Genomic DNA, 23,956 nt, shown 5'->3' with positions numbered 1-23,956 from the left:
GCAATCCGCGACACCGTTCCGCCGAAGCAGCTGGCCTTCGACCTGCCGGCCGACCCGCGCTATGGCCGCGAGGACTTCCTCGTGGGACCGGCCAACGAGGCCGCTTACACGCTGATCGAGGCGTGGCCGAATTGGCCCGACACGGTGTGCCTGCTCACCGGACCACCGGGCAGCGGCAAGAGTCACCTCGCCTCGATTTGGGCGACTCGCTCCCATGCCTGGACGGCCCAGGCTTCCGAGATTACCGCAGCAACGGTGCCGCACTTCCTCTCCAACGGCGCCCTGGTGATCGAGGACATCGACCGGATCGGCGCAGACGGGGGCGTCCCCCGCGACGAGGCGGCCCTGTTCCACCTCCTCAACCTCGCACGCGAGCGCGCCTGCCCAGTCCTCGTCACCTCCGCCACCTCAGTGGATGGGCTTGGCCTGACGACGGCGGACCTGCGTTCCCGCCTGCGCCTCGCCCCCGGCGCCACCATCCTGCCCCCGGACGACGCCCTGTTGCGCGCGGTCCTCGTCAAGCTGTTCGTCGACCGACAACTCGTGGTGGATCTCGCGATCGTTGAGGCTCTGGCGCTTCGAATCGACCGCTCCCTCGGGCGCGCCCGAGAGGTGGTCACCGCCCTGGACCGGGATGCCTTGAGCCGGGGCCGACGTATCACCAAACCGCTGGCACTGGCGGTGCTGGAACGCCTCGGTTTCGGAGCCGGGGAACCGGAAGACGAGGACGAGGCGGATCCCGAGGATCATGCCCCGCGCTGAGGACGGCATGCCGACACGACGGACGACCGATGATCGTGCCAAAGATCGTCATGCAACCGTCACAAACGCCGGCCCGACCCGTGCTACGACGCCGACCCTCGAAGACCTGTAGGAGACGAACTCTTGGCGGACATGGACTCGGACGCGTCGGCAGCGGATGTCGGAACCCCGCGTGCCACCGAGGGCCGTACGCGGGCCGCCCGGCCCGCCGCCCGGCGAGTCGGGCAGCCCGCAGCGGTGGCCTCGAAACCCCAGCCGGGGAAGACGGTGCGGGATGTGCTTCCGGATGCCAGGGAACCCGTCTCCGATGCCCTGCCTGATGCCGATCTCGACCTGCCGCCCCCGGGAGAGCTGCCGCCGCCTCCCGCCGAGGCCCCCCTCGGCGCGGAGGCGCGTGATTCCGTGCGGGAGGCGGGGCTCGCCCTGCGCCACTCCCCCGAGCGCTTCGTCAACCGCGAGCTGTCCTGGCTTCAGTTCAACCGTCGGGTGCTGGAGGAGGCTTCGAACGCCAACCACCCTCTCCTGGAGCAGGTCCGTTTCCTGTCGATCTCGGCGAACAACCTCGACGAATTCTTCATGGTGCGCGTCGCTGGCCTGCACGATCAGGTCCGTGCCGGTCTCGTTCTACCCTCGCAGGACGGCCTGACCCCGGCCGAACAGCTGACACGCGTAGGCACCGAGGTCTCGCGGCTCGCCCTCGATCAGCAGGCGCGCTGGCGCGAATTGCGCGGTGAACTCCTCGGCGTCGGCATCGAACTCATGGAGCCCGCCGGCCTGACCCAGGATCACAAGGCGTGGCTGGAAGACTACTTCCTCAACCATGTCTTCCCGGTCCTGACGCCGCTCGCCATCGATCCGGCGCACCCGTTCCCGTTCATTCCGAATCTCGGCTCGACCATCGCGCTGATGCTGGTGCGCCCCCGAGACGGCCGCACCCTGCGCGCGCTGATCCGCCTGCCGGCGGTGCTCGACCGCTTCGTGCGCCTGCCGGATGCCGAGAACGATTCGACCGCCCGCTTCATCGCCATCGAGCAGGTCATCGTGCTGTTCACCGGGCGGCTCTTCCCGGGATACGCCTTGCGCGGACAGGGCGCGTTTCGCGTCATCCGCGACTCGGATCTCGAAATCGAGGAGGAGGCCGAGGACCTCGTCCTGCATTTCGAGACGGCCCTGAAGCAGCGCCGCCGCGGCGTCGTCATCCGGCTGGAGGTCGAGGCCGGAATGCCCGAGGACCTGCGTGCCTTCGTGGCCGACGAACTCGAGATCGGCAGCGACGCGGTGATCTTCGTGGAGGGGATGCTGGCCCTCAACGAGCTGTCGCAAATCGTGGGCATCGACCGGCCGGACCTGAAATTCAAGTCCTACAACCCCCGCTTCCCCGAGCGCATCCGCGAGAGCGGCGGCGATGTCTTTGCGGCGATCCGACAAAAGGACTTCATCGTCCACCACCCCTACGAATCCTTCGACGCGGTGGTACAGTTCCTCGCTCAGGCTGCCCGCGACCCCAACGTGGTGGCGATCAAGCAAACGCTTTATCGCACCTCCTCGAACTCCCCGATTGTCGCGGCGCTGGCGGAAGCCGCCGAGCTCGGCAAGTCAGTGACGGCGCTGGTCGAGCTGAAGGCCCGCTTCGACGAGGAAGCCAACATCCGCTGGGCGCGCAACCTGGAGAAGGCCGGCGCGCAGGTGGTGTTCGGCTTCATCGAGCTGAAGACCCATGCCAAGCTGTCCATGGTGGTCCGGCGCGAGGGCGACCGCCTCGTCACCTACTGCCACGTGGGAACCGGCAACTATCACCCGATCACCGCGCGCATTTACACCGACCTCTCCTTCTTCACGGCCGATCCCGCCGTGGCGCGGGATGTCAGCCGGATCTTCAACTTCATCACCGGCTACGCGGAGCCCGCCGAGCTGGAGCGGATGTCGGTCTCGCCGCTGACTCTGAAACCGCGCCTCTTGGAGAACATCGAGGCGGAGGTGGCCCACGCCAAGGCCGGACGGCCGGCCGCGATCTGGATCAAGTGCAACTCGCTGGTCGACCAGCAGATCATCGATGCGCTCTACGACGCCTCCCAGGCCGGCGTGCAGATCGACTGCGTGGTCCGCGGCATCTGCTGCCTCCGACCGGGAATCCCGGGGCTGTCGGAGACGATCCGCGTCAAGTCGATCGTCGGGCGCTTCCTTGAGCACGGGCGCATCTACTGCTTCGGCAACGGCGTTGGGCTGCCCCACCCCAAGGCTGTCGTCTACATCTCGTCAGCCGACCTGATGAGCCGGAATCTCGATCGCCGGGTCGAGGCGCTGCTGCCGATCACCAATCCAACGGTGCATCAGCAGGTGCTGGATCAGATCATGCTGGCCAATCTCCTCGACAACCGCCAAAGCTGGCGTGTACTGGCGTCGGGTGCCAGCGAACGGATCCAACCTGCCGAAGGGGAGGAGCCCTTCAATGCGCACAAGTATTTCATGACGAATCCAAGCCTGTCCGGGCGCGGCAAGTCGTCGAAGAAGTCGAGCCCGCGCGCCCTGAGCCGACGCGCGCAGCGTGGCTGACGGACCGTCCAGAGGAGCCCGCATGGGCCTCGACCCAGCCCGCCCCGCGCCCATCCAGGGCCCCCCCTTGTCTGGGGCCGGGGACCACATCGAGCCGGTGGCGATCATCGACATCGGTTCGAACTCGGTGCGGCTCGTCGCCTATGACGGCCTGACCCGGGCGCCCACCCCGCTCTATAACGAGAAGGTGCTGTGCGGCCTCGGTCGCAACGTGCTCTCCACGGGCCGCCTCAACGAGGAGGCGGTGCGCCGGGCGCTCGTAGCGCTCGCGCGTTTCCGCGTGCTTTGCGAGACCATGCGCGTGTCGCGCACCTTCGTGCTGGCCACCGCTGCCGCACGCGACGCCGAGAACGGCCAGGAATTTCTGGCTGCGGCGGAAGCCGCCTGCGGCCAGCGCATCGAACTGCTCTCCGGCCGGCGCGAGGCCGAACTCTCGGCGCTGGGCGTCATCTCGGGCTTCCACGCACCCGACGGCGTCGTGGGCGACCTCGGCGGGGGGTCCCTGGAACTGGTGGATGTACGCGGGGCCACGGTCGGGATGGGCGTGACGATGCCGCTCGGCGGCCTCGCCCTCCAGGATCTCTCGGGCGGCTCGGTCAAGAAGGCCCTCAAGATCGTCCGCGAGAACCTGAAGAAGGCCGCGCCGCAGTTGGAGACCCTGCGCGGGCGCAGCTTTTACGCGGTGGGCGGCACCTGGCGAGCCCTGGCGCGGCTGCATCAGTCGGCCCGGGGCTATCCGCTTCACGTCATGCACGGTTACAGCGTCGAGCCCTCGGACGAGCTGAACTTCCTCGAGGTGGTGGAGCGCACCGACGCGGCCCTGCTGCAGGATGTCGAGAGCGTGTCCGAGGCGCGCCGTCCGCTCCTCGCCTACGGCGCGGTGGTGCTGGAGGAAATCATCCGGATCGGACGCCCGCGCGAGCTTGCGATCTCGGCCAGCGGCGTGCGCGAGGGCCTGCTCTACGAGCAACTCGACCGTCATGCTCGCCTTGCCGACCCGCTGCTGGCGGCGGCGGCCGAATTGAACACTCTGCGTGCTCGCTCGCCGGGCCATGCAGAGGATCTCATCACCTGGAGCGACCGCTTCATCGCCAGCCTCGATCAGCCCGAGACCGCCGACGAACGTCGCCTGCGCCACGCAGCCTGCCTCCTGTCCGATATCGGCTGGCGGGCGCACCCGGATTACCGCGGCGAGCAGAGCGTCAACGTCATCACGCATGCAGCCTTCGTCGGGATCGACCATCCGGGCCGGGCCTATCTGGCGCTGGCCATCTACTTCCGCCACGAGGGAATCGCCCCCGAAAAGGCGAGCCCGATGCTGCGCAACCTCGCGGGCCCCCGCCTGTTCGAGCGCGCCCGTCTCCTCGGCGCCCTGCTGCGCCTCGCCTTTCCGCTCTCGGCCGGCATGGCGGGCGCCCTCGGACGGATTCCCGTCACCATCGAGGGGGGTCGAGTGACACTGAGCCTTCCGGCGGACCAGGGCTCACTCCCCGGCGATCGGATCCTCAACCGGGTGCGCGGGCTCGGTCGCCTGTTCGGACTCGAAGGCCGGATCGTCGAGGCGGATTGAACCAAAACGCAAGCGGAACCGTTTTCCGCGTCCGGCAAGGAGATTTACGGACATGAAGTCACTCTGTGCAGCAGCGGTTCTGGGGCTGACGGTCCTCGGCTCGATAAGCCCTGTTCTGGCCCAGCCCTACCGTGGATACGAGGACGGCTATCGCGGCCGCGACGAGGGATATCGGGGCCGGGACGACGGCTATCGCGACCGCGACGGCGATTTCCGGGATCGCGGCCGCGGTTATGGCCGGCGGGACTACGGCTTCGATGAGGGCGAGTACCTGCGCTGCAATCCCGATGTCAGGCGAGCCGTCAATCGCGGCCAGATGGAATCCGGCGCCGCGCATTATCGCGTGTTCGGTCGCCGCGAAGGTCGTCGTCTGAGCTGCTGACGTGCGCGACCGAGGCCGGCAACTCGGGGCGACCTCTCCGAGACGCCGGTCCCGGTATCGAGTCCAGGCTTGGGATTGGGTCGCCGGAAGAGCCTCAATGCGGGGCCGCAGCGATAGCCGTGGTGCCGCTTCGCATGATGGGTCTCCGTGTCCGGCTGGGTCTTCCCTGACGAAGGCGAGCAGCCGCGGGCGTTCACGGGTCGCAGGTTGAGGATTCTCGGCTTCGAAACGCGGCGCTCGCGACTCGGACCTGCGCCCCGGCGGATCGGGGCGGCCCCTCAAGCAGGAACGGCCTGGCAGCGCCGATGCGTTTCAAGGATCATTTTTCGACCCAGGCGGCCGGGTATGCGGCGCACCGGCCGACCTACCCGGGGGCCCTGGTCGATGCGCTCGCGGATGCCGCGCCGGCGCGCGCTTTGGCCCTTGATTGCGCCTGCGGCACCGGACAACTCTCGGTCCTGCTCGCCGATCGGTTCGAGCACGTCGTCGCCACCGACGCGAGTGCCGCGCAGATTGCCCATGTGAGGCCTCATGCCCGCGTCGTATACAGCGTAGCGCCTGCCGAGCAGAGCAATCTGCCGGCGGCGAGCGTCGACCTCGTCACGGTTGCCCAGGCAGCCCACTGGCTCGAACTCCCTGCCCTCTACGCTGACGTCCGGCGGGTCGCGCGTCCCGGGGCAATCCTGGCCCTCATCACCTACGGGGTGCTGCACATCGATGATGCGGCCCTCGATGCCGTGATGCAGCGCTTCTACGGAGAAACCCTCGGCCCCTACTGGCCGCCCGAGCGCCGCCATGTGGAGGATGGGTATCGCACGCTCCTGTTCCCCTTCCCGGCCGTCGCGATGCCGGAACTCGCCATCACGCAGTCCTGGGGACTTTCCGACCTGATTGGCTACACGGAGACCTGGTCGGCGGCCCGGGCGCTGGAGACCGCGCTGGGCCGGGGGCCGATCCTGGCCTTCCAGGAGACCCTGGCCGCGACCTGGGGCGCCCCCGACGCGCGGAGGACCATCCGCTGGCCCTTATCGCTGCGCGCCGGCCGCGTCTGACCCGGGTGCCAACCGCGGATCAGGTCGCGCGCACTGGGAAGATCGATTTCTTCACGATGGCGTGGACGCCCCAATTCCCATCCACCACCTGGGTGATGCCGAAATCCACCGCGACGGACATGAGGGAGATCGCTTCGTCCTCGGTCAGTCCGTGTCCGTGCATCAGGAACTGACGCATCTTGCGGAATGCATCCCGCATGGCGAGGTCGATGGAAGATCTGGCGAAAATCGCGTTCTGTGCGTCGGGCCCGAGATCGGCCAGATAGTTCGGGTAGCTGAAGCCTGAGAGCACCCAATCGTCGGCCGTCTCGATCATCGGAAAATCGAGGGTCTCGAGAGCCGTACCGGGAAGATCCGCCTTCTTGTGCAGGATGAACTGGAAGGTGCCGGTGAGCGAGCACTCGATGGCAGTGCCGCAGAGTTCGGAATCGCCCTGGCTCGCATGGGGGTCGCCCACCGAGAAAAGGGCACCCGGCACTGCGACAGGATAGTAGAGGGTCGCGCCCTTGCCGATGCGCCAGTTGTCGATGTTGCCACCGGTGTAGCTCGGCGGAATCGAGTTCACCATCTCGGCTTCCTTGGGTGCCAAGCCCATCGTGCCGAAATGCGGTCGGATCGGCACGCGGAAGCCCTTGAGCACATCGAAGTTGCGCTTCGTGCGGGTGTGATCCACCGGCAGGCCTGGATAATCGATGGTAGGGTGGTCGACACCGGACGGGTCCGTCACGCCCGGCCAGCGAAAGCTGTAGACCGCCTGTGCCCAGTCGCGCGCGCCGGTGGCATCGACCTCGTAGATCGTCACGACCTCGCGGGGTCGATCTCCGGTGATCATGTCCTTGTAGTGGTAACCCCAGTTCGCGGCGGCATTGCTGCCGAAGGTGCGGCCCTTGAAGGTGGGGTTGGCCGAGGGGCGGGGCATCACGTCCAGGATGCGGACCTCGAGGACATCGCCGGGCTCGGCTCCGCGGATCGCCACCGGGCCGGTACAGATATGCACGCCGAGGCCGCCCCCGGGTCCGAATTTGGTGTCCTCCGGCCCGGCCCCGCGCCGAGCGACGCCCTTCTTCTCCTTGGTCCACAGAAAGACGCTCTCCGCGCCGGGATCGCCGGTCACCATGCGCTCGGCATCGTCGTTGGCGTGGTGCGTCAGGGTCTCGATGGTGACGTAGTCGCCGGAGTCAATCTCGACCTGCGGTTTCAGGCTGCGGCTGAAATAGCCCCAATGCACAGTCTCGGCCGTGGCCGGCAGGTGGTAATGCGCCGTCCGCTTCGGACCATGCTGTGCGCTCGTCTGGGCAAGGGCCGCACCAGGCAACGTGAGGCCACCGGCCATCAGAGCCGCAGCACCACCCGAGGCAACGAACCCGCTCTTCAGGAAGGCGCGCCGCTCCGGTTCGAGGTCGCCGAGCAGGCGCCGCCGATGCTCCGTAAAGTGGCTACAACCCGGATCGTCACCTTGGCACATCGCGATCTCCCGCCTAACCCATTCAGCAGGAATATTGCATGCAAAGCAGCGGCCACGCTTCCGGGGCCGGGACATTTCGGCAACGAGTCGGACGCTCCTGCGTTTGTTCCTCGAGCGAACGGCTTCGTTTGCGTGAGGAGCGCCGACGCACCCGGGCGTTCTCTCCAGTGCCGGCGCTGCTTCTGTACACAGGATGCCAAAACCCTTGACGACGGGCGTCGACCGTTCCCAGCTGCACCAAATCATCGCCGGGCTTTCCGAGGGCGTAATTCTCATCGAGCCCGATCAGCATATCACCTGGGCCAACGCGGCGGCCCTCGCGATGCACGGAGCGGCCGATCTCGCCGAACTGGGCGGAACGGTCTCGGCCTTTCGCGAGACCTTCGTCCTGCGCTACCGCAACAACCACGTCATCACGCGCACCCCGATCGAGCGCGTTCTGGCCGGCGAGACCTTCGATGAGGTCATCGTCAATGTCCGACGAACGGACAGGCCGGATTTCGATGTGATGCAGCGCATCCGCAGCCTCATCATCCGGGATGCGGCGGGCCAGCCCGATTGCCTCGTGCTGATCCTTGCGGACGTCACGTCGCAATTCCAGGCCGAGGAACGCTTCGAAAAGACGTTCAGCGCCAACCCGGCACCGGCCGTGATCTGCCGGCTATCGGACCTGCGCCACGTGAAGGTCAATCTCGGCTTCCTGGAAATGACGGGCTATCGCAGCGCGGACATCATCGGGCGCAGCGTCTACGAGGTCGACGTGCTCAACGACGCCCGCAGCCGGGACTTGGCCATCGCACGCCTCAACGCGGGCGAGACGATTCCGCAGATGGAGGCCTGCCTGCGTCTGCCCAACGGTGGGACCCGCTTCGTCATCGTGGCAGGCCAACCCATCGACATGGGCGACGAGCCCTGCATGCTCTTCACCTTCGCCGATCTCGAATTGCGCAAGAAGGCGGAGACGGCCCTGCGCCACAGCGAGGAGCGCTTCGCCACCGCATTCCGCCTCACGCCCGTGCCGACTCTGCTGTGTCGGGCCGATGGCCTCGCCCTGATCGGGATCAACCATGCCTTTACACGGACCTTCGGTCATGCGGAGGACGCCGTGCTGGGACACGAACTCGACGCGATCGGCCTTTGGGCCAACGCCGCTCAGCGCGAGCGCTTCGGACATGACCTTGCCGCGCAAGGCAGTGTTCTCGGCTTCGAGGCCTGCCTGCGGAGCCGGGAGGGGGTCGATCTCGACTGCCTGGTCTCGGCCGAGAGCGTCACCATCGGCGACGAACCCTGTCTGCTCGCGGTGCTGCAGGACATCAGCGATCGCAAGCGCTCCGAGCGCGACTTGTTCGACGCGATCGAGACCGTGATGGCCGACACCTCATGGTTCAGCCGCGGCCTGATCGACAAGCTCGGCAGCCTGCGTCATCCGAGTTCGTCGGAGCCCGCACCGATCAGGCCCGATCTCACCCGCCGCGAGGGCGAGGTGCTCCGCCTGATCTGTCAGGGCCTCGGCGACGGCGCCATCGCCACGCGCTTAGGGTTGACCCCCAACACGGTGCGCAACCACGCGGCCGCGCTCTATCGCAAGCTCGGCATTCATCGCCGCGGCGAGGCGATCATCTGGGGACGGGACAACGGCTTCGCGTCGTAGCTCGGTGCTGCGGCCGCTCCGGATCAGGTCTCTTGGCAAAGAGCCGCCCGCTCCCAGTCGGAAGCGGACGGTTCGTTAGGTTTCCCGCCGGGGTCCCCGGGAGCCGAGGCTAGAGCGCAGCGCGTATCGCCGCGGCGATACGCTTCAGGCCGGCCTCGACCTGACCGCCCTTGATATGGACGCGCAGGGCCCGGCGCCGGCGCTCGGCCAGGACCGCGAAATCCCCCCGGGCCTGGGCCGCCACCACCGTGCCGAACCCGAGGCTGCGCCCGGGAATGGCGAGATCCGCCGAAGGATCGGCAGTGATCTGCAGGAACACGCCGGTATCGGGCCCGCCCTTGTAGGCCTGGCCAGTGGAGTGCAGGAAGCGCGGCCCGAATTCGAGACAGGTTGCGAGGCGGCGCTTATCGCGCAGCGCCACCCGGGCCTCCTGCAGGATCGCATGATGACCGGGATTGCGCGCCACATAGGCGAGGAGCGCGACGTAGTCGCCGTCCTTCGCCCGCGCAAGATGGGCGGCGATGGCGCCCTCGAGCCCTCGCGTGGCCTGGGGTAGGGCGCCGGCATTGGCCGCATCTGCGTAGAGGGCGATCGTCTCGTCGGCGAATAGGGGCGTCTCGCCCGGCAGGGCGCCACTCTTCTCGGCCGCGTCGAACAGCTTCTTCGTCTCGATCTTGCTCGCCTCGACATCGGGCTGGTCGAAGGGATTGATACCGAGCATGGCGCCCGCCACTGCCGTGGCGATCTCGAAGCGGAAGAATTCCTGCGGCAGCTGTTCCGCGTTGGCCAGGGTGATATGCGCCACCGGGTGGCCCTCACGCTCGAGATTGCGCATCGCCTCATCCTGGTGGGGATCGGCACGGCCATCAAGGCGCAGATAGACGAAGAAACGATCACGGCCGTAGACCGCGGGCACGTCGACGGGCTCGCCGTCGATGGGGATGAGGCCCTTGCCCTCCTTCCCGGTGGATTCGGCGATGAGCTGCTCGGCCCAGGCGCCGAAGGTGTCGATGCCCGGGGAGGCGATGATCGTGACCTTGTCGCGACCAGCGTTCAGCGCCGCCGCTCCCATGGCGGTGCCGAGGAGCACGCCCGGGTTCTGGGCAGGCGGCACGGCAGGGCCGCAGGAGCGGACCATGATCCGGGCAGTGTCGAGGAAGGCCTTCACGTCGATGCCCGAGGCCGCCGCCGGCACGAGGCCGAAGGCCGAGAGTACGGAGTAGCGCCCGCCGATCTGCGGCACACCGTAGAAAATCTTCCGGAAATTATCGGCCTGGGCGGCTTTTTCCATGGCCGAGCCCGGGTCGGTGACGGCGACGAAGTGGGCTCCAGCCTTGTCGGCACCCACCGTCTCCTTCATCCGGCCGAGGAAATAGTCGCGGAAGACGTTGGGCTCGAGGGTCGAGCCCGACTTGCTCGCGACGATGAACAGCGTGGTCGGCAGGCTGATCGCGGCCTCCGTCTCGCGGACCTGATCCGGATCGGTGGAGTCGAGGATCCTCAGCTGGGGGAAGCCCTCGTGGCTGCCGTAGGTCTCGGCGAGCACTTCCGGGCCAAGGCTCGAGCCGCCCATTCCGAGTACGACAACGTCACTGAAGCCACCCGCCCGCACGTCCTCGGCGAAGGCCTCGTAGTCGGCGACATGCTCGAGCTCGTCCTCGACGATGCGCAGCCAGCCGAGCCAGCGGTCCTCGTCGGACCCGCTCCACACCGTCTTGTCGTGCGCCCAGAGTCGACGGATCTTGCCGGACGCGCGCCATTCCTCGACCGCCTTCTTGGCAACGGCACCCAGAGAGTCGCCGAGCACCAGGGTCTGAGCGTCGAGCTTCGGCCCCAGGAAGTCGATGCGCTTGGTGGCCACCGCGCCGAGGAGCTTGTCGGCGGCATCGATGAAGAGCTGCACGCCCTCGTCGACCAGGGTGTCGGAGACCGTCTCGATGTTGATCCCGGCCTCGGCGAGGCGCGCCATCACGGCTTGCGCGCCCGCAACGTCGCTCTCGATGCCAGCCTTGACGGTGCCGTGGTCGCGGAACGCGTCCATGGTGGCCGGCGGCATGGTGTTGACGGTGTCGGGACCGATCAGTTCCTCGACGTAGAGCACGTCGGAATAGGCCTTGTTCTTCACGCCCGTGGAGGCCCAGAGCAGGCGCTGCGCCTTGGCACCCTTTCGCGCGAGGGCCTGCCATTGCGGCTCGGCGTGGATGGCCCTGTAGCGCTGATAGGCGAGCTTGGCATTGGCGATGGCGACCTTGCCCTTGAGGTCGTCGAAGCCACCGGCCTCGTCCAGGGCTTTGTCCACCGCGACATCGATCCGGCTGATGAAGAAGCTCGCGACGCTGGCGACCTTCGACACATCACCGCCTTTGGCCGCGAAGGCCTCCAAGCCCGCGATGAAGGCGCGGGCCACCGCCTCGTAGGTGCCGACCGAGAACAGCAGCGTGACGTTGATGCTGATGCCGTCCGCGGTCAGGGCCTGGATCGCCGGGATACCCTCGCGCGTCGCCGGCACCTTCACCATCAGGTTGTCTCGGGCCACCATCTTGTGGAGGCGGCGGGCCTCAGCGAGGGTCTCCTCGGTATCGAGGGCGAGGTAGGGCGAGACCTCCAGGCTGACGTAACCGTCGGCTCCGTCGGATCCGTCGTAGACCGGACGCAGCACGTCGGCAGCAGCCTGGATGTCGGCCACTGCGCAACCTTCGTAGAGGTCGATGACGCGGGCATCGCCTTGGTCCATCACGGATTTTAGGGCGTCATCGTATTCCGACGAGCCGCCGATGGCCTTTTCGAAGATCGAGGGGTTCGAGGTGACGCCGCGCAGGCCGTCCTCGTCCACCAACGCCTTCAGCTTGCCCTGCGCAACGAAGCCGCGGGCAACGAAATCGAGCCACACGGCCTGACCCTGTTCGGGGAAGAGAGCCTTGAGCGGGTTCATGGGAAACTCCTCGTCGTCCGGGCGCCGGGCGGGGAGCCACGTCGCCGACATCCATCACCGGTTATGCACATCTCCCCCCGACGAAAGGGAGGAGAGGAGGGTAGGGTGGCCGGGCACGCTCCGGCTGCTGCGGCTGGCGGCACCGGCCCAGCCGGTGGCCCTCCCCCGGAGGAGGGAGAGCGGTCGCGCAGCCTATTCCCTGTGCCGGGCGATCTGATCGCGCGCTGCTTGGAGCACCTTCTCGGGGGTGAAGCCGAACTTCGTCTGCAGGTCCTTGAGCGGCGCCGAGGAGCCGAAGGTGTGCATGCCGATGATCGTGCCCGCCGAACCCGCGTAGCGGTCCCAGCCGATCACCGAGCCCTGCTCGACGGCGACGCGGGCCAGCACCTCGGGGATGAGTACACTGTTGCGATAGCCTTCATCCTGCCGCTCGAAGAGGTCCCAGGACGGCATCGAGACGACGCGGGCCTTGACGCCCTCGGCCGTCAGGGCCTCGTAGGCCGAGACGCAGAGCTGCACCTCCGAGCCCGTACCGATGAAGATGACCTCCGGGGTTCCCGCGCAATCGGCGAGCACGTAGGCACCCTTGGCGGTGCCGGAGGCGGCAGCATACTTCGACCGATCCAGGGTCGGGAGCGGCTGGCGGCTGAGCGCCAGCACCGCCGGCTGGTCCTTCAGACTCATGATGACCCGATAGGCCTCCGCAACCTCGTTGGCATCCGCCGGGCGCAGGGTCACGAGGCCCGGGATCGCCCGCAGCGTCAGCAGCTGCTCGACCGGCTGGTGGGTGGGACCATCCTCGCCGACACCGATCGAATCGTGCGTAAAGACGTGGAAGACCGGCACCTCCATCAATGCTGCAAGGCGGATCGGCGGACGCATGTAGTCGGCGAAGACCAGGAAGGTGGCGCCGTAAGCGCGCAGGCCCACGAGGCCGAGGCCGTTCACGATCGAGCCCATCGCGTGCTCGCGCACGCCGAAGTGGATGTTGCGACCACCGGGCTCGAAGGGTGTCAGAGAGCCGGCCCCCTCGAAGGTGAGATTGGTCTTGTTGGACGGCGCGAGGTCGGCCGAGCCGCCGAGCATGAACGGCACGTGCTGCGCGATGGCATTCAGCACTTTCCCGGAGGACTCGCGGGTGGCGAGACCCTTGGCGTCCGCGTCGAAGACCGGGATGTCCTTGTCCCAGCCGGCCGGCAACCGGCCCTCGAGATAGGCATCGAGTTCCTCGGCGTGCACCGGGTCCGCGGCCTTGGCCTCGTGGAAGAAGCCCTCCCAGGTGGCGTAGAGCTCGGCACCCCGCTTGCCGATGCCGTTGCGGAAGGTGTCGTAGACCCCGTCGGGCACCAGGAACTGCGCGTCCTCCGGCCAGCCATAGGCGCGCTTGGCGCCCTTGACCTCGTCCTCGCCGAGCGGGTCCGAGTGGGCCTTGGCGGTGTTCTGCTTCTTGGGCGCGCCGTAACCGATGATCGAGTTGACGACGATCAGCGTCGGTCGGTCGCTGGATTGGAGGAAGGTCTCCAGGGCGGACGAGACCGCATGGACGTCGTTGGCGTCGGCCACGCGCAGGACCTGCCAGCCATAGGCGAGGAAGCGGGCCGCAACCTCCTCGGAGAAGGCGAGTTCGGTGTGGCCCTCGATCGTGATGGTGTTGTTGTCGTAGATCCAGCACAGGTTCGACAGGCGCAGGTGCCCGGCGATGGAAGCGGCTTCTGCGGCGACCCCCTCCATCAGGTCTCCGTCCGAGCAGATGGCGTAGACGTTGTAGTCGAACAGCGGCAGATCGGGCCGATTCAGGCGCTCGCCGAGGAACCGCCCCCCCATCGCCATGCCGACGGAGTTCGCCACACCCTGGCCAAGGGGGCCGGTGGTGGTCTCGACGCCGGTGGTGAAGTGATATTCGGGGTGGCCGGGGGTCCGGCTGTCGAGCTGGCGGAAGTTCTTGAGGTCGTCGATGGTGAGGGCCGGGGCGTTCCCGCCGTCCTTCTCGGTCACGCCCGCGAGATGGATCAGGCCGTAGAGCAGCATCGAGGCGTGGCCGGCCGAGAGGACGAAGCGGTCGCGGTTGGGCCAGTGCGGGTGCGCCGGGTCATAGCGCAGGTAGTGGTTCCAGAGGGTGTAGGCCACCGGTGCCAGGGCCATCGGGGCGCCGGCATGACCGGAATTGGCCTTCTGCACCGCGTCGATCGCGAGCGTCCGAAGCGTGTCGATGCTGAGCTTGTCGAGCTCGCTCGGGGCCGCGTTCGGCTTGGTCTCTGCTCCGCTCATCTCTCGTCGTCCTTCATCTGTGGGCTTGTTCGCCTTGAGCGTCCGAAACGCTCAGGCGTCGCACCGTTGGGGTGCGGGCGGGGTCGCACCCGGGGATTTGGCTTGCGCGGAACCGCTGCTCCGCTCCCTGGCCGGCCCCTTGGCCCGGCTGTAGTTGAGAATGGTATTCACCAGCGTGACGTGGCTGAAAGCCTGCGGGAAGTTCCCTACGAGGCGCCGGGCCTTCACATCATACTCCTCCGCCACCAATCCGACATCGTTGCAGACGCCGATCAGCCTCTCGATCAGCGCACGCGCCTCTCCGCAGCGCCCGAGGCCGATGAGGTTGTCGGCGTACCAGAACGAGCAGGGCAAGAACGCGCCCTCGTCGCCGGGCAGCCCGTCGGTCGTCTGGTTCTCGGTGTCGTAGCGCAGCACGAAGCCGTCACGCATCAAAGTACGCCCGACGGCCTCCACGGTGCCGACCACCCGCGGGTCGTCCTGGGGCAGGAATCCCATATGGGCGATGAGAAGAAGGCTCGCGTCGAGGCGCTTCGAGCCGTAGGACTGCACGAAGCTGTTCAGCTCCGGATCGAAACCCTTGGCACAGACCTCGGCGTGGATCTGGTCGCGGATCTCGCGCCAGCGCGCCACCGGGACCTCGCGGGCCTGCTTGGGCCGATGACTGATGCCGGTGGTGCGGATCTCGTCCTGTTCGCGGGTCTCGGCCTCCTCGAAGGAACGGATAGCCCGGTCGAAGGCGACCCAGGCCATTACCTTCGAATGCACGAAATGGCGACGCCCGCCGCGCACCTCCCAGATGCCTTCGTCGGGTGTGCACCAGACCTTCTCCAGGTGGCGCAGCAGCGCTTCGCCGACCCGCCAGCCATCCGCGTCGCCCTGAAGGCCGCGCTGGCGCGCCTGGTAGAGCGCGTCGAAGATCTCGCCGTAGACGTCGAGCTGGAACTGCTCCACCGCCGCGTTGCCGATGCGCACAGGCTTCGAGTTCTCGTAGCCCGGGAGCCAGTCGAGTTCGATCTCGGGCAGCATACGCTCCCCGGCGATGCCGTAGAGGATGTGGGCCTGCTCCGGATTGCCGGCCACGGCGCGCACCAGCCAATCGCGCCAGGCGCGCGCCTCGTCGAGATAGCCGCCATCCATCAGGGCGATCAGGGTGAAGGTGGAGTCGCGCAGCCAGCAGAACCGGTAATCCCAGTTGCGTACGCCGCCGAGATCCTCCGGCAGGGATGTCGTGGGCGCAGCCACGATGCCGCCGGTGGGCTGGTAGATCAGCGCCTTCAGGGTCAGCAGCGACCGCTTCAGGATTGCGTCCCAGGGGGTACCGGCGGCCGCGCGGCTGGACCAGTCGCGCCAGTAGCGATCGGTCTCGAACAGCACCTTGCGCGGCTGAATCGGCGCCGGGTCGTCCTCGTGGGATGCCCCGTAGCTCAGGGTGAAGGCCACGCTCTGCCCGGCTTCCACCGTGAATTCCGAGACGGTGGTCTGGTCCTGGCCGAACGTCGGCACGAGGGTGCGCAGCACCACCTTGTGCGGGCCCGAGATCGCGCGGAGATCGCCGAGCTCGTTGTGCGAGACCCAGGGCACCGCCAATCCGTAATCGAAGCGGACGCGAAGGCACATCCGCATGGGCACCGCCCCCTCAAGCCCCTCGACGATCCTGACGAGGTGCGCGCCATCGTTGGCGGGCATGTAGTCGGTCACCCGCACGACACCGGCGCCGGTCTCGTGCCGGGTCTCCAGGACAAGGCTGCCCTCGCGATACTGGCGCGTCGTGGTGGCCGCATCCGCAGGACCGAGCTTCCAGTAGCCGTGATCCTCGGTACCAAGCAGCGCGGCGAAGCAGGCGGCAGAATCGAAGCGGGGCCAGCAGAGCCAGTCGACGCTGCCGTCGCGGGCGATCAGCGCGGCGGTGCGGCCATCGCCGACGAGCGCGTAATCCTCGATCCGTCCGGCCATCAGGTCCTCGTCCTCGCGACGTCGACCGTCACGGGGCCGCGCAGCATCGCTGAGCGACCACGTAGTCTTCGAACGCGGCAGGGTCCAGGGTCAGGGGTGCTTTTGGTGGTCGGCCAACGCTGCGAATGCGTTTAGCGCAGGCGCCCGACCCAGCCGGAGACGGCGGCACCGAGGGTTGCGGTCCCCGCGCCGAGGGCCGCCCCCTGGGCGCTCACGAAGGTACCGGCGGCGGCGGTCTTGGCGCCCATGAAGGCGCCGGCAGCGGCGCCCGCCTGGGTCACCGCGCGGATCGTCGGCGCGAAGGGCAGGGCGATGTCGGGCAAAGTCACGTCGGGCAGGCCGATCCCGGGCAGCACGCCCTCGTCCCCCTCGGCCGCTGCATGCGAGACCTCGGCCTCGGCCACGAAGGGGAGTGCCTTCTCTCGTCCCTGCGGCGGCCTCGCAAAGGCCTGCGGCACCTTCTCGGAGCCTTGCGACGCCTTGTCGGCGGTCGGCGCAACCTTGGCGACTGCAAGGCGCGGATTCTCGAACCGGCGGGGAGCGGCGAGGCGGGCGGGCCGAGGCCCAGTCCTATGAACCTGGGCGGTGGCCTCGGCTTGAGCGACGATGACCAGGGGGAACTGGGCCTGGAAGGCAAGCGGTGCCGGGATAAAGGGCGTCTCTGCCGTAGCCTCCGGTGCGGCCGCCACGGCGGTCGCCGGAACCGAGGCCGGTGCCACGATGGCTGGCTCCTGGCAGAGATAGGAGGCCCCCCCGAGGATTGCCGCCATCGCCAGCGTCGGCAGGAGGGGCGGCGTCACGCCACGCGCGGAACCCGATTCGAACGCCGCTTGATCGGGGGGCGTGCAGCCTGACATCCGGAGCACCTCGCTGTGCAATTCAGCAACCGGTCCGATCGCCGGCGCCATTAGCCGGGCCGTTTGCGGCGGAACCTGGGCTGTTTCCTCTCCAAACGGTAATGTTTCGTCGGGCATGCGGCTTGCCTTCCCGGTGACACCCTCCTGTTTGGCGACGTCCGCGCGCCCACGCCCACCGCATCATGTGCCTTGTCATTCCCTCGACCGGCATGCGACCTGCCGAGATCGCCCCAACCCCGATTCGCGTCCCCGGACACCGATGACCGAGCCGACCCTGACCGTCGCCGTGATCGACCCGAGCCGTGCCCGCGCCGCGATCCTCGAGGAGGGACTCATGGCATCGGGCTTCACCCGCGTCGTGGTTCTGCCGGACACCGCCGACCTGCCGGCCCGGGTGGCGGCCCTGAATCCGGACGTGGTCGTGATCCACTTGGAGAGTCCGAGCCGGGACATCCTCGAGCAGATGTCGGGCCTGTCCCGGCACGTGGAGCGACCGGTGGCGATGTTCGTCGACCGCTCCGACGTCCCGATGATGCAGGCGGCGATGGATGCGGGCATCTCCGCCTACGTGGTGGACGGCCTGCAGCCCCAGCGCATCCGCTCGATCCTCGACGTGGCGATCCTGCGCTTCAACGCCTTCGCGCGACTGCAGCGCGAGCTGACGGAGGCGCGGGGCGAGCTCGCCGACCGCAAGCTGATCGAGCGGGCCAAGGGCATCCTGATGACGGCCAAGGGCCTCTCGGAGGAGGAGGCCTACCGGACGATGCGACGCAAGGCCATGAACGAGAAGCGGAAAATCGCCGACATCGCCCGCGCCATCGTGACCGCGGCGGATCTCCTGGGATGAGGGGCCTGCCCGGATGAGACTCGCCCTCGGATACGTGCCGCTCATCGACGCGGCGCCCCTGATCGCTGCCGTGGAAGGGGGCTTCACCGCCGCCGAGGGCTTGGCGGTGGATCTCGTCAGCGAACCCTCCTGGGCGACGCTCCGGGACAAGCTGGCGCTCGGACACCTCGACGGTGCCCACATGCTGGCGCCCCTGGCCGTCGCCAGCGCCCTCGGCATCAGCGGGCCCGAGACCGATTTGGTGGTGCCCCTCGGGCTCAGCCTCAACGGCAATGCGGTGACGGTCTCACGCCCGCTCTGGGCCGAGATGGCGCCGGAGGGCCCGGATCTCGACACGATTGCACGCGCGTTTTCCCGTGTCGCACGCGTGCGGGTCACACAGGGTCGGCCCCTGACGCTGGGTACCGTGCACCCCTTCTCGTGCCACACCTATCAACTCCGGATGTTCGCCGCCCGCGGAGGGCTCGACCTCGACGCCGCCACCCGGCTGGTGGTGATCCCGCCGCCCTGGATCGCCCAGGCCCTGCGTTCCGGGCAGATCGACGGGTTCTGCGCCGGCAGTCCCTGGAACAGCGTCGCGGTGGCCGAGGGCTACGGCCGCATCGTCGCCCTCGGCTGCGACCTGGCGCCGGACTGCCCGGAAAAGGTGCTGGCCCTGCCGGCCTATGCGGCGGAGACGAGCGCCGCCCTGGTCCGGGCGGTGCGGCGGGCCGGGCGCTGGTGCGCGGCCCCCGAGAACCGGGGCGAGTTGGCGAGCCTGCTCGCCCATCCGAGCCATCTCGGGATCGATCCGGGCCTCATCCGCCGGGCCCTGGCCGGCACCGTGGTGCGCGATGCGGACGGGACCGAGTCGCGCGCGGCGCGCTTCGTCGTGTTCGGCGCCGAGGCCGAGCCGCCGCGGCCCGACCAGGCCGACTGGATCCTCGAGCAGATGGGGGCCGCCGGGCAGATCGTGCCCAACCCGGCCCTGGCCGAGCGCGCGCGGGCGATCCTCCGGCCCGACCTCTACGCGGCAGCGCTGGCGGACTGAGCGACGGGGCTGCTGTCCGCACCGGCAGACTGCCCGCGGATTGTGCAGTGCGGTCGGCGGCGCGCGATGCGGCAGGCATACCCCCGGACTGGCCGGTCCCGGGCGGTCTGGGACGCACCCACGGGCCTGGCGCGCGCCGCCGCGCGGTGAGGCATCCACGCGAAAAGCCTGCCCGACGAACAGCTTGGAACGATTCCGAAGGGAACCGCAGCGCGTTGATCCGGCCGGCCGGCCGGACTTGGCACGCCCCGTGCAGGGCATCGCGGGCTCGCCAACGATGACGAGCCTTATCCGTCGGCAGAGCCGCTGACCCGAGTCCCCCACGGAACGCAGATCTTGCGTTCGATGGATGTGCTTGGTCGGCGGTTTTTTCTTTGGCGGATGCTCATTGCTTTCGAGGATGTCGGGTTCGATGACTGACGGTTTCCGCAACAACCGCCGTGATCTGCTGAAGGGCGCTGCCGCGAGCCTGTCCCTGGCAGCGCTCGCCCGCACAGCCCTGCCGGGCGGCGCCTTCGCGCAGGGCGCCGGCCCCGAGGTGAAGGGGGCCAAGCTCGGCTTCATCGCCCTCACCGATGCGAGCCCGCTCTTCGTGGCCAAGGAGAAGGGCTTCTTCGCCAAGCACGGCATGCCCGACGTCGAGGTGCTCAAGCAGGCCTCCTGGGGCACCACCCGCGACAACCTCGTGCTCGGTTCGGAGGGCAACGGCATCGACGGCGCCCACATCCTGACGCCGATGCCCTACCTGATCTCGGCCGGACGAGTGACGCAGAACAACGTCCCGGTGCCGATGCACATCCTGGCTCGGCTCAACAGCAACGGCCAGTGCATCTCGGTGGCCAAGGAGTACCTCGACCAGAAGGTCGCCCTGGACGCGAAGGTGTTCAAGGCGGCGGTCGAGAAGAAGAAGGCCGCCGGCAAATCGGTGAAGGCGGCCATGACCTTCCCGGGCGGCACCCACGACCTCTGGCTCCGCTACTGGATGGCCGCCGGCGGCATCGACCCGGACAAGGATATCGAGACCATCGTCGTGCCGCCCCCGCAGATGGTGGCGAACATGAAGGTCGGCACGATGGACTGCTTCTGCGTCGGCGAGCCGTGGAACGCCCAGCTGGTGCAGCAGGGCCTCGGCTACACCGCGCTCACCACGGGCGAGCTCTGGAAGGACCACCCGGAGAAGGCCTTCGCCATGCGGGCCTCCTTCACGGAGAAGTACCCCAACGCCACCCGGGCGCTGCTGATGGCCGTGCTCGAAGCGCAGCAATGGTGCGACAAGCCGGAGAACAAGGACGAGGTCGCCGCCATCGCGGCCAAGCGCCAGTGGATGAACGTCCCGGTGGCGGACGTCGCCGGGCGCATCAAGGGCACGATCGATTACGGCGACGGCCGCGTGGTCGAGAACAGCCCCTTCGTGATGAAGTTCTGGAACGACAACGCCTCGTATCCCTACCAGTCGCACGACCTCTGGTTCCTCACCGAGGACATCCGCTGGGGCAAGTTCGACGCGCAGACCGACACCAAGGCGCTGATCGCCAAGGTGAACCGCGAGGACCTCTGGCGCGAGGCCGCCAAGGCCCTCGGCGTCACCGCGATCCCGGCCTCCACCTCCCGCGGCAAGGAGACCTTCTTCGACGGCAAGGTCTTCGATCCGGCCGATCCCGCCGCCTACCTGTCCAGCCTCGGCATCAAGAGGATCGCGTGATGGCCAACACCCCCACCATCGCCGCCGGCCCGGGCGTCGCCGCGTCAGCCAAGCCGAAGCGGGCGCCCCTGGTCACGATGGCCACCCTGAACTGCGTGGGGAAGAACCTGGCCAAAAACCTGATCCCGCCCGTCGTGGTGCTGATCGCGTTCCTGGTGATCTGGGAGATGCTGTGCTCGCGTCCCGGCGCCGGCCTGCCGCCGCCCTCGCGCGTCGTCACCGAGGCCTGGGACATCATCGCCCACCCGTTCTACGACAACGGCGGCACCGACAAGGGCCTGTTCTGGCACATCGCCGCCAGCATCCAGCGCGTGGCCCTCGGCTTCGCCCTGGCCACCGTCGCGGGCATCCTCACCGGCACCCTGATCGGGCAGTCGGAATGGGCCATGCGCGGCCTCGACCCGATCTTCCAGGTGCTGCGCACGATCCCGCCGCTGGCCTGGCTGCCGCTCTCGCTGGCCGCCTTCCGGGACGGCCAGCCGAGCGCGATCTTCGTGATCTTCATCACCTCGATCTGGCCGATCATCATCAACACGGCGGTGGGCATCCGGAACATCCCGCAGGACTACCGCAACGTGGCGGCGGTGCTGCGCCTGAACCCGCTGGAGTTCTTCGCCAAGATCATGCTGCCCTCGGCGGCCCCCTACATCTTCACCGGCCTGCGCATCGGCGTTGGCCTGTCCTGGCTCGCCATCGTGGCGGCCGAGATGCTCATCGGCGGCGTCGGCATCGGCTTCTTCATCTGGGACGCGTGGAACTCCTCCCACATCTCCGAGATCATCGTCGCCCTCGTCTATGTCGGGGTCATCGGCTTCATCCTCGACCGCTTCGTCGCCTTCGTCGGCACCCTGGTCACCCGCGGCACCGCGACCGCCTGAGGAGGGATTCCCATGAGCTATCTCAGCATCGAGAACGTCGGCATCAGCTTCACCCGCGCGGGCCGCACCAACGAGGTCCTGCGCGACGTTAGCGTGAAGATCGACAAGGGCGAGTTCGTCTCGCTGATCGGGCATTCGGGCTGCGGCAAGTCGACGGTGCTCAACATCGTGGCCGGCCTGCTCAAGGCCTCCACCGGCGGCGTCCTCCTCGAAGGCAAGGAGGTGAACAGCCCCGGCCCCGACCGGGCCGTGGTGTTCCAGAACCACTCGCTGCTGCCCTGGCTCACCGTGCGCGAGAACGTGGCGCTCGCCGTCGACAAGGTCTTCAAGGGCAAGAAGTCGAAGGCCGAGCGCAACGCCTGGATCGACCACAACCTGTCGCTCGTGAACATGACCCACGCCGCCGACCGGCGCCCGAGCGAGATCTCGGGCGGCATGAAGCAGCGCGTCGGCATCGCGCGCGCCCTGGCGATGGAGCCGAAGGTGCTGCTCCTCGACGAGCCCTTCGGGGCCCTGGACGCGCTCACCCGCGCCCATCTCCAGGACTCGCTGATGGACATCCATGCCCGGCTGAAGAACGCCGTGATCATGATCACCCACGACGTCGACGAGGCGGTGCTCCTCTCCGACCGCATCGTGATGATGACCAACGGCCCCTCGGCCACCGTGGGCGAGATCCTGAGGGTCGACCTGGAGCGGCCGCGCCGCCGCCTCGATCTGGTGGAGGACGCGACCTACACGCATGCCCGCGCCGAGGTGCTCGAATTCCTCTACGCGCGCCACGCCAAGCCCGCCATCGCGGCCTGAGGAACGGGCTCTGGCGATGAAGGAGCGTTTGGTGGTCATCGGCAACGGCATGGCGTCGTTGCGCTTCCTGGAGCGCCTGACCGAGCGGGCGCCGGGCCTGTACGACGTTAGCGTCGTCGGGGCGGAGCCGCGGGCGGCCTACAACCGCGTGCTGCTGTCCTCCCTGCTGGGAGGCGAGGTCGACGAGGCGGGCTGCGCCTTCCGCGGCCTCGACTGGTACGAGGCCCACGGCATCCGCCTCATCACCGGCGCGCCGGTCACCGAGATCGACCGTGAGAACGGCCTCGTGATGGTGGGCGAGACCCACGTCCTGCCCTTCGACAAGCTCGTCCTCGCGGTGGGCTCCCTGCCGATCCGGCTGCCGAAGCCCGGCATGGAGCTGCCCGGCGTCCTCACCTTCCGCGACCTCGCGGACGTCGCCGCCATCCGCCAGGCGGCGGTGGAGCACGCGCGCGCCATCGTGATCGGCGGCGGGCTCCTCGGCCTGGAGGCCGCCGTCGGTCTCGCGCGGCTCGGCGTCGACACCACGCTCCTGCACGTCATGGACCGCCTGATGGAGCGCCAGCTCGACCACGCCGCCGCCGGCCTGGTGAAGCGGGCCATGGAGGCGCGCGGGGTCAAGGTGCTGCTCAAGGCCGACACCGCGTCGGTCGAGGGGGAGGGCCGGGTCGAGCGCCTGATCCTGTCCGACGGCACCGTGCTGCCGGCCGACCTCGTGGTGCTGTCGGTGGGCGTGCGGCCCAACGTGGCGCTGGCCCAGAATGCCGGGATCGAGACCGCGCGCGGCATCCTGGTCGACGACCGGATGCAGGCGTCGGATGCCCGCATCTACGCGCTGGGCGAATGCGCCGAGCACCGGGGCCAGGTCTACGGCCTCGTCGAGCCCGCCTACGAGCAGGCCGAGGCCCTGAGCCGCCACCTCGTCGGCGAGGCGGCGAGCTACCTCGGCACGGCCCTCTCCACCAGCCTCAAGGTCTCGGGCCTGCCGGTGTTCTCCGCCGGCCAGATCGAGGCGCCCGAGGGAGCCGAGACCGTGCTGATGTCGGATCCCGGCCTCGGCCTCTACCGCAAGCTCGTCGTCGCCGAGGACCGGCTCCTCGGGGCAGTCTTCGTCGGCGACATCGCCGAGCAGGGCTGGTGCAAGGAGCTGATCCGCACCGGCGCCTCGATCGCCGAGCACCGCGACGACCTCCTGTTCGGGCGCCCCGCGCCCGCATCCCAACCCCTCGCAGCGTGAGGAGGCT

At 68.3% G+C, this 23,956-nt stretch carries 17 protein-coding genes; 12 read left to right on the top strand and 5 right to left on the bottom strand.

The features are described 5' to 3' along the window. Window positions 1-3: 3 nt before the first annotated feature. The 5 genes from ASF58_RS10010 to ASF58_RS09990 all read left to right on the top strand — a co-directional run bounded on the left by ASF58_RS10010 (window position 4) and on the right by ASF58_RS09990 (window position 6,319). Window positions 4-762 (top strand): hypothetical protein, encoded by a 759-nt coding sequence (locus ASF58_RS10010; RefSeq protein WP_055951165.1) that lies wholly within the window; start codon window positions 4-6, stop codon window positions 760-762. 132 nt (window positions 763-894) lie between these two features. Continuing rightward, complete coding sequence (locus tag ASF58_RS10005) at window positions 895-3,315, top strand: RNA degradosome polyphosphate kinase (protein WP_055951069.1); 2,421 nt, start codon at window positions 895-897, stop codon at window positions 3,313-3,315. 22 nt (window positions 3,316-3,337) lie between these two features. Continuing rightward, window positions 3,338-4,885 carry an exopolyphosphatase gene (gene ppx / locus ASF58_RS10000; protein WP_082512973.1) on the top strand — a complete coding sequence of 516 codons (1,548 nt, stop codon included), beginning with the start codon at window positions 3,338-3,340 and terminating at the stop codon, window positions 4,883-4,885. 52 nt (window positions 4,886-4,937) lie between these two features. Next, window positions 4,938-5,267: a hypothetical protein gene (locus ASF58_RS09995; RefSeq protein ID WP_055951067.1), complete on the top strand. Its 330-nt coding sequence runs from the start codon at window positions 4,938-4,940 to the stop codon at window positions 5,265-5,267. Between the two features lie 305 nt (window positions 5,268-5,572). Beyond that, entirely contained in the window at window positions 5,573-6,319 is a 747-nt protein-coding gene (locus ASF58_RS09990; RefSeq protein WP_055951065.1) for a class I SAM-dependent methyltransferase, read from the top strand. A 19-nt stretch (window positions 6,320-6,338) separates the two neighbouring features. On the opposite strand, the gene ASF58_RS09985 is transcribed toward ASF58_RS09990, so the two are convergent. Further along, window positions 6,339-7,784 carry an acetamidase/formamidase family protein gene (locus ASF58_RS09985; RefSeq protein ID WP_055951063.1) on the bottom strand — a complete coding sequence of 482 codons (1,446 nt, stop codon included), beginning with the start codon at window positions 7,782-7,784 and terminating at the stop codon, window positions 6,339-6,341. 205 nt (window positions 7,785-7,989) lie between these two features. Here ASF58_RS09985 and ASF58_RS09980 point away from each other — a divergent pair, with 205 nt between their 5' ends. Further along, window positions 7,990-9,435: a helix-turn-helix transcriptional regulator gene (locus ASF58_RS09980; protein WP_055951061.1), complete on the top strand. Its 1,446-nt coding sequence runs from the start codon at window positions 7,990-7,992 to the stop codon at window positions 9,433-9,435. A gap of 109 nt (window positions 9,436-9,544) precedes the next feature. Here ASF58_RS09980 and ASF58_RS09975 read toward each other — a convergent pair whose 3' ends face one another. The 4 genes from ASF58_RS09975 to ASF58_RS09960 form a co-directional block, all read right to left on the bottom strand. Then, window positions 9,545-12,367, bottom strand: a complete 2,823-nt coding sequence (locus ASF58_RS09975) for a bifunctional transaldolase/phosoglucose isomerase (RefSeq protein WP_055951161.1) — start codon at window positions 12,365-12,367, stop codon at window positions 9,545-9,547. Between the two features lie 192 nt (window positions 12,368-12,559). Beyond that, window positions 12,560-14,635 carry a transketolase gene (tkt, locus tag ASF58_RS09970; protein ID WP_055951059.1) on the bottom strand — a complete coding sequence of 692 codons (2,076 nt, stop codon included), beginning with the start codon at window positions 14,633-14,635 and terminating at the stop codon, window positions 12,560-12,562. A 51-nt stretch (window positions 14,636-14,686) separates the two neighbouring features. Beyond that, a complete protein-coding gene (locus ASF58_RS09965; RefSeq protein ID WP_055951057.1) occupies window positions 14,687-16,591 on the bottom strand; it encodes a glycoside hydrolase family 15 protein in 1,905 nt (634 codons plus the stop codon). A 131-nt stretch (window positions 16,592-16,722) separates the two neighbouring features. Next, window positions 16,723-17,391 carry a hypothetical protein gene (locus ASF58_RS09960; protein ID WP_156375619.1) on the bottom strand — a complete coding sequence of 223 codons (669 nt, stop codon included), beginning with the start codon at window positions 17,389-17,391 and terminating at the stop codon, window positions 16,723-16,725. A gap of 316 nt (window positions 17,392-17,707) precedes the next feature. Here ASF58_RS09960 and ASF58_RS09955 point away from each other — a divergent pair, with 316 nt between their 5' ends. The 6 genes from ASF58_RS09955 (at window position 17,708) to ASF58_RS09930 (ending at window position 23,949) form a co-directional block, all read left to right on the top strand. After that, window positions 17,708-18,295: an ANTAR domain-containing protein gene (locus ASF58_RS09955; RefSeq protein ID WP_055951053.1), complete on the top strand. Its 588-nt coding sequence runs from the start codon at window positions 17,708-17,710 to the stop codon at window positions 18,293-18,295. A 13-nt stretch (window positions 18,296-18,308) separates the two neighbouring features. Further along, on the top strand, window positions 18,309-19,325 hold the full coding sequence (locus ASF58_RS09950) for a CmpA/NrtA family ABC transporter substrate-binding protein (protein WP_055951051.1): 1,017 nt from the start codon (window positions 18,309-18,311) through the stop codon (window positions 19,323-19,325). 412 nt (window positions 19,326-19,737) lie between these two features. Beyond that, window positions 19,738-21,027 carry a CmpA/NrtA family ABC transporter substrate-binding protein gene (locus tag ASF58_RS09945; protein WP_055951049.1) on the top strand — a complete coding sequence of 430 codons (1,290 nt, stop codon included), beginning with the start codon at window positions 19,738-19,740 and terminating at the stop codon, window positions 21,025-21,027. Beyond that, the gene (gene ntrB, locus ASF58_RS09940; RefSeq protein WP_055951047.1) at window positions 21,027-21,905 is read left to right on the top strand and encodes a nitrate ABC transporter permease; all 879 of its coding nucleotides are present in this window, start codon (window positions 21,027-21,029) and stop codon (window positions 21,903-21,905) included. Before ASF58_RS09945 ends, ntrB begins: the two co-directional genes overlap by 1 nt. A 12-nt stretch (window positions 21,906-21,917) precedes the next feature. After that, on the top strand, window positions 21,918-22,712 hold the full coding sequence (locus ASF58_RS09935) for an ABC transporter ATP-binding protein (protein WP_055951045.1): 795 nt from the start codon (window positions 21,918-21,920) through the stop codon (window positions 22,710-22,712). Window positions 22,713-22,728: 16 nt separating this feature from the next. Beyond that, window positions 22,729-23,949, top strand: coding sequence for an FAD-dependent oxidoreductase (locus ASF58_RS09930; protein ID WP_055951043.1), 1,221 nt, complete (start codon window positions 22,729-22,731; stop codon window positions 23,947-23,949). Window positions 23,950-23,956 lie beyond the last annotated feature (7 nt).

The organism is Methylobacterium sp. Leaf125, from assembly GCF_001423085.1.
Taxonomy (GTDB): Bacteria; Pseudomonadota; Alphaproteobacteria; order Rhizobiales; family Beijerinckiaceae; genus Methylobacterium.
This window is presented reverse-complemented; position numbering and strand designations above follow the sequence as displayed.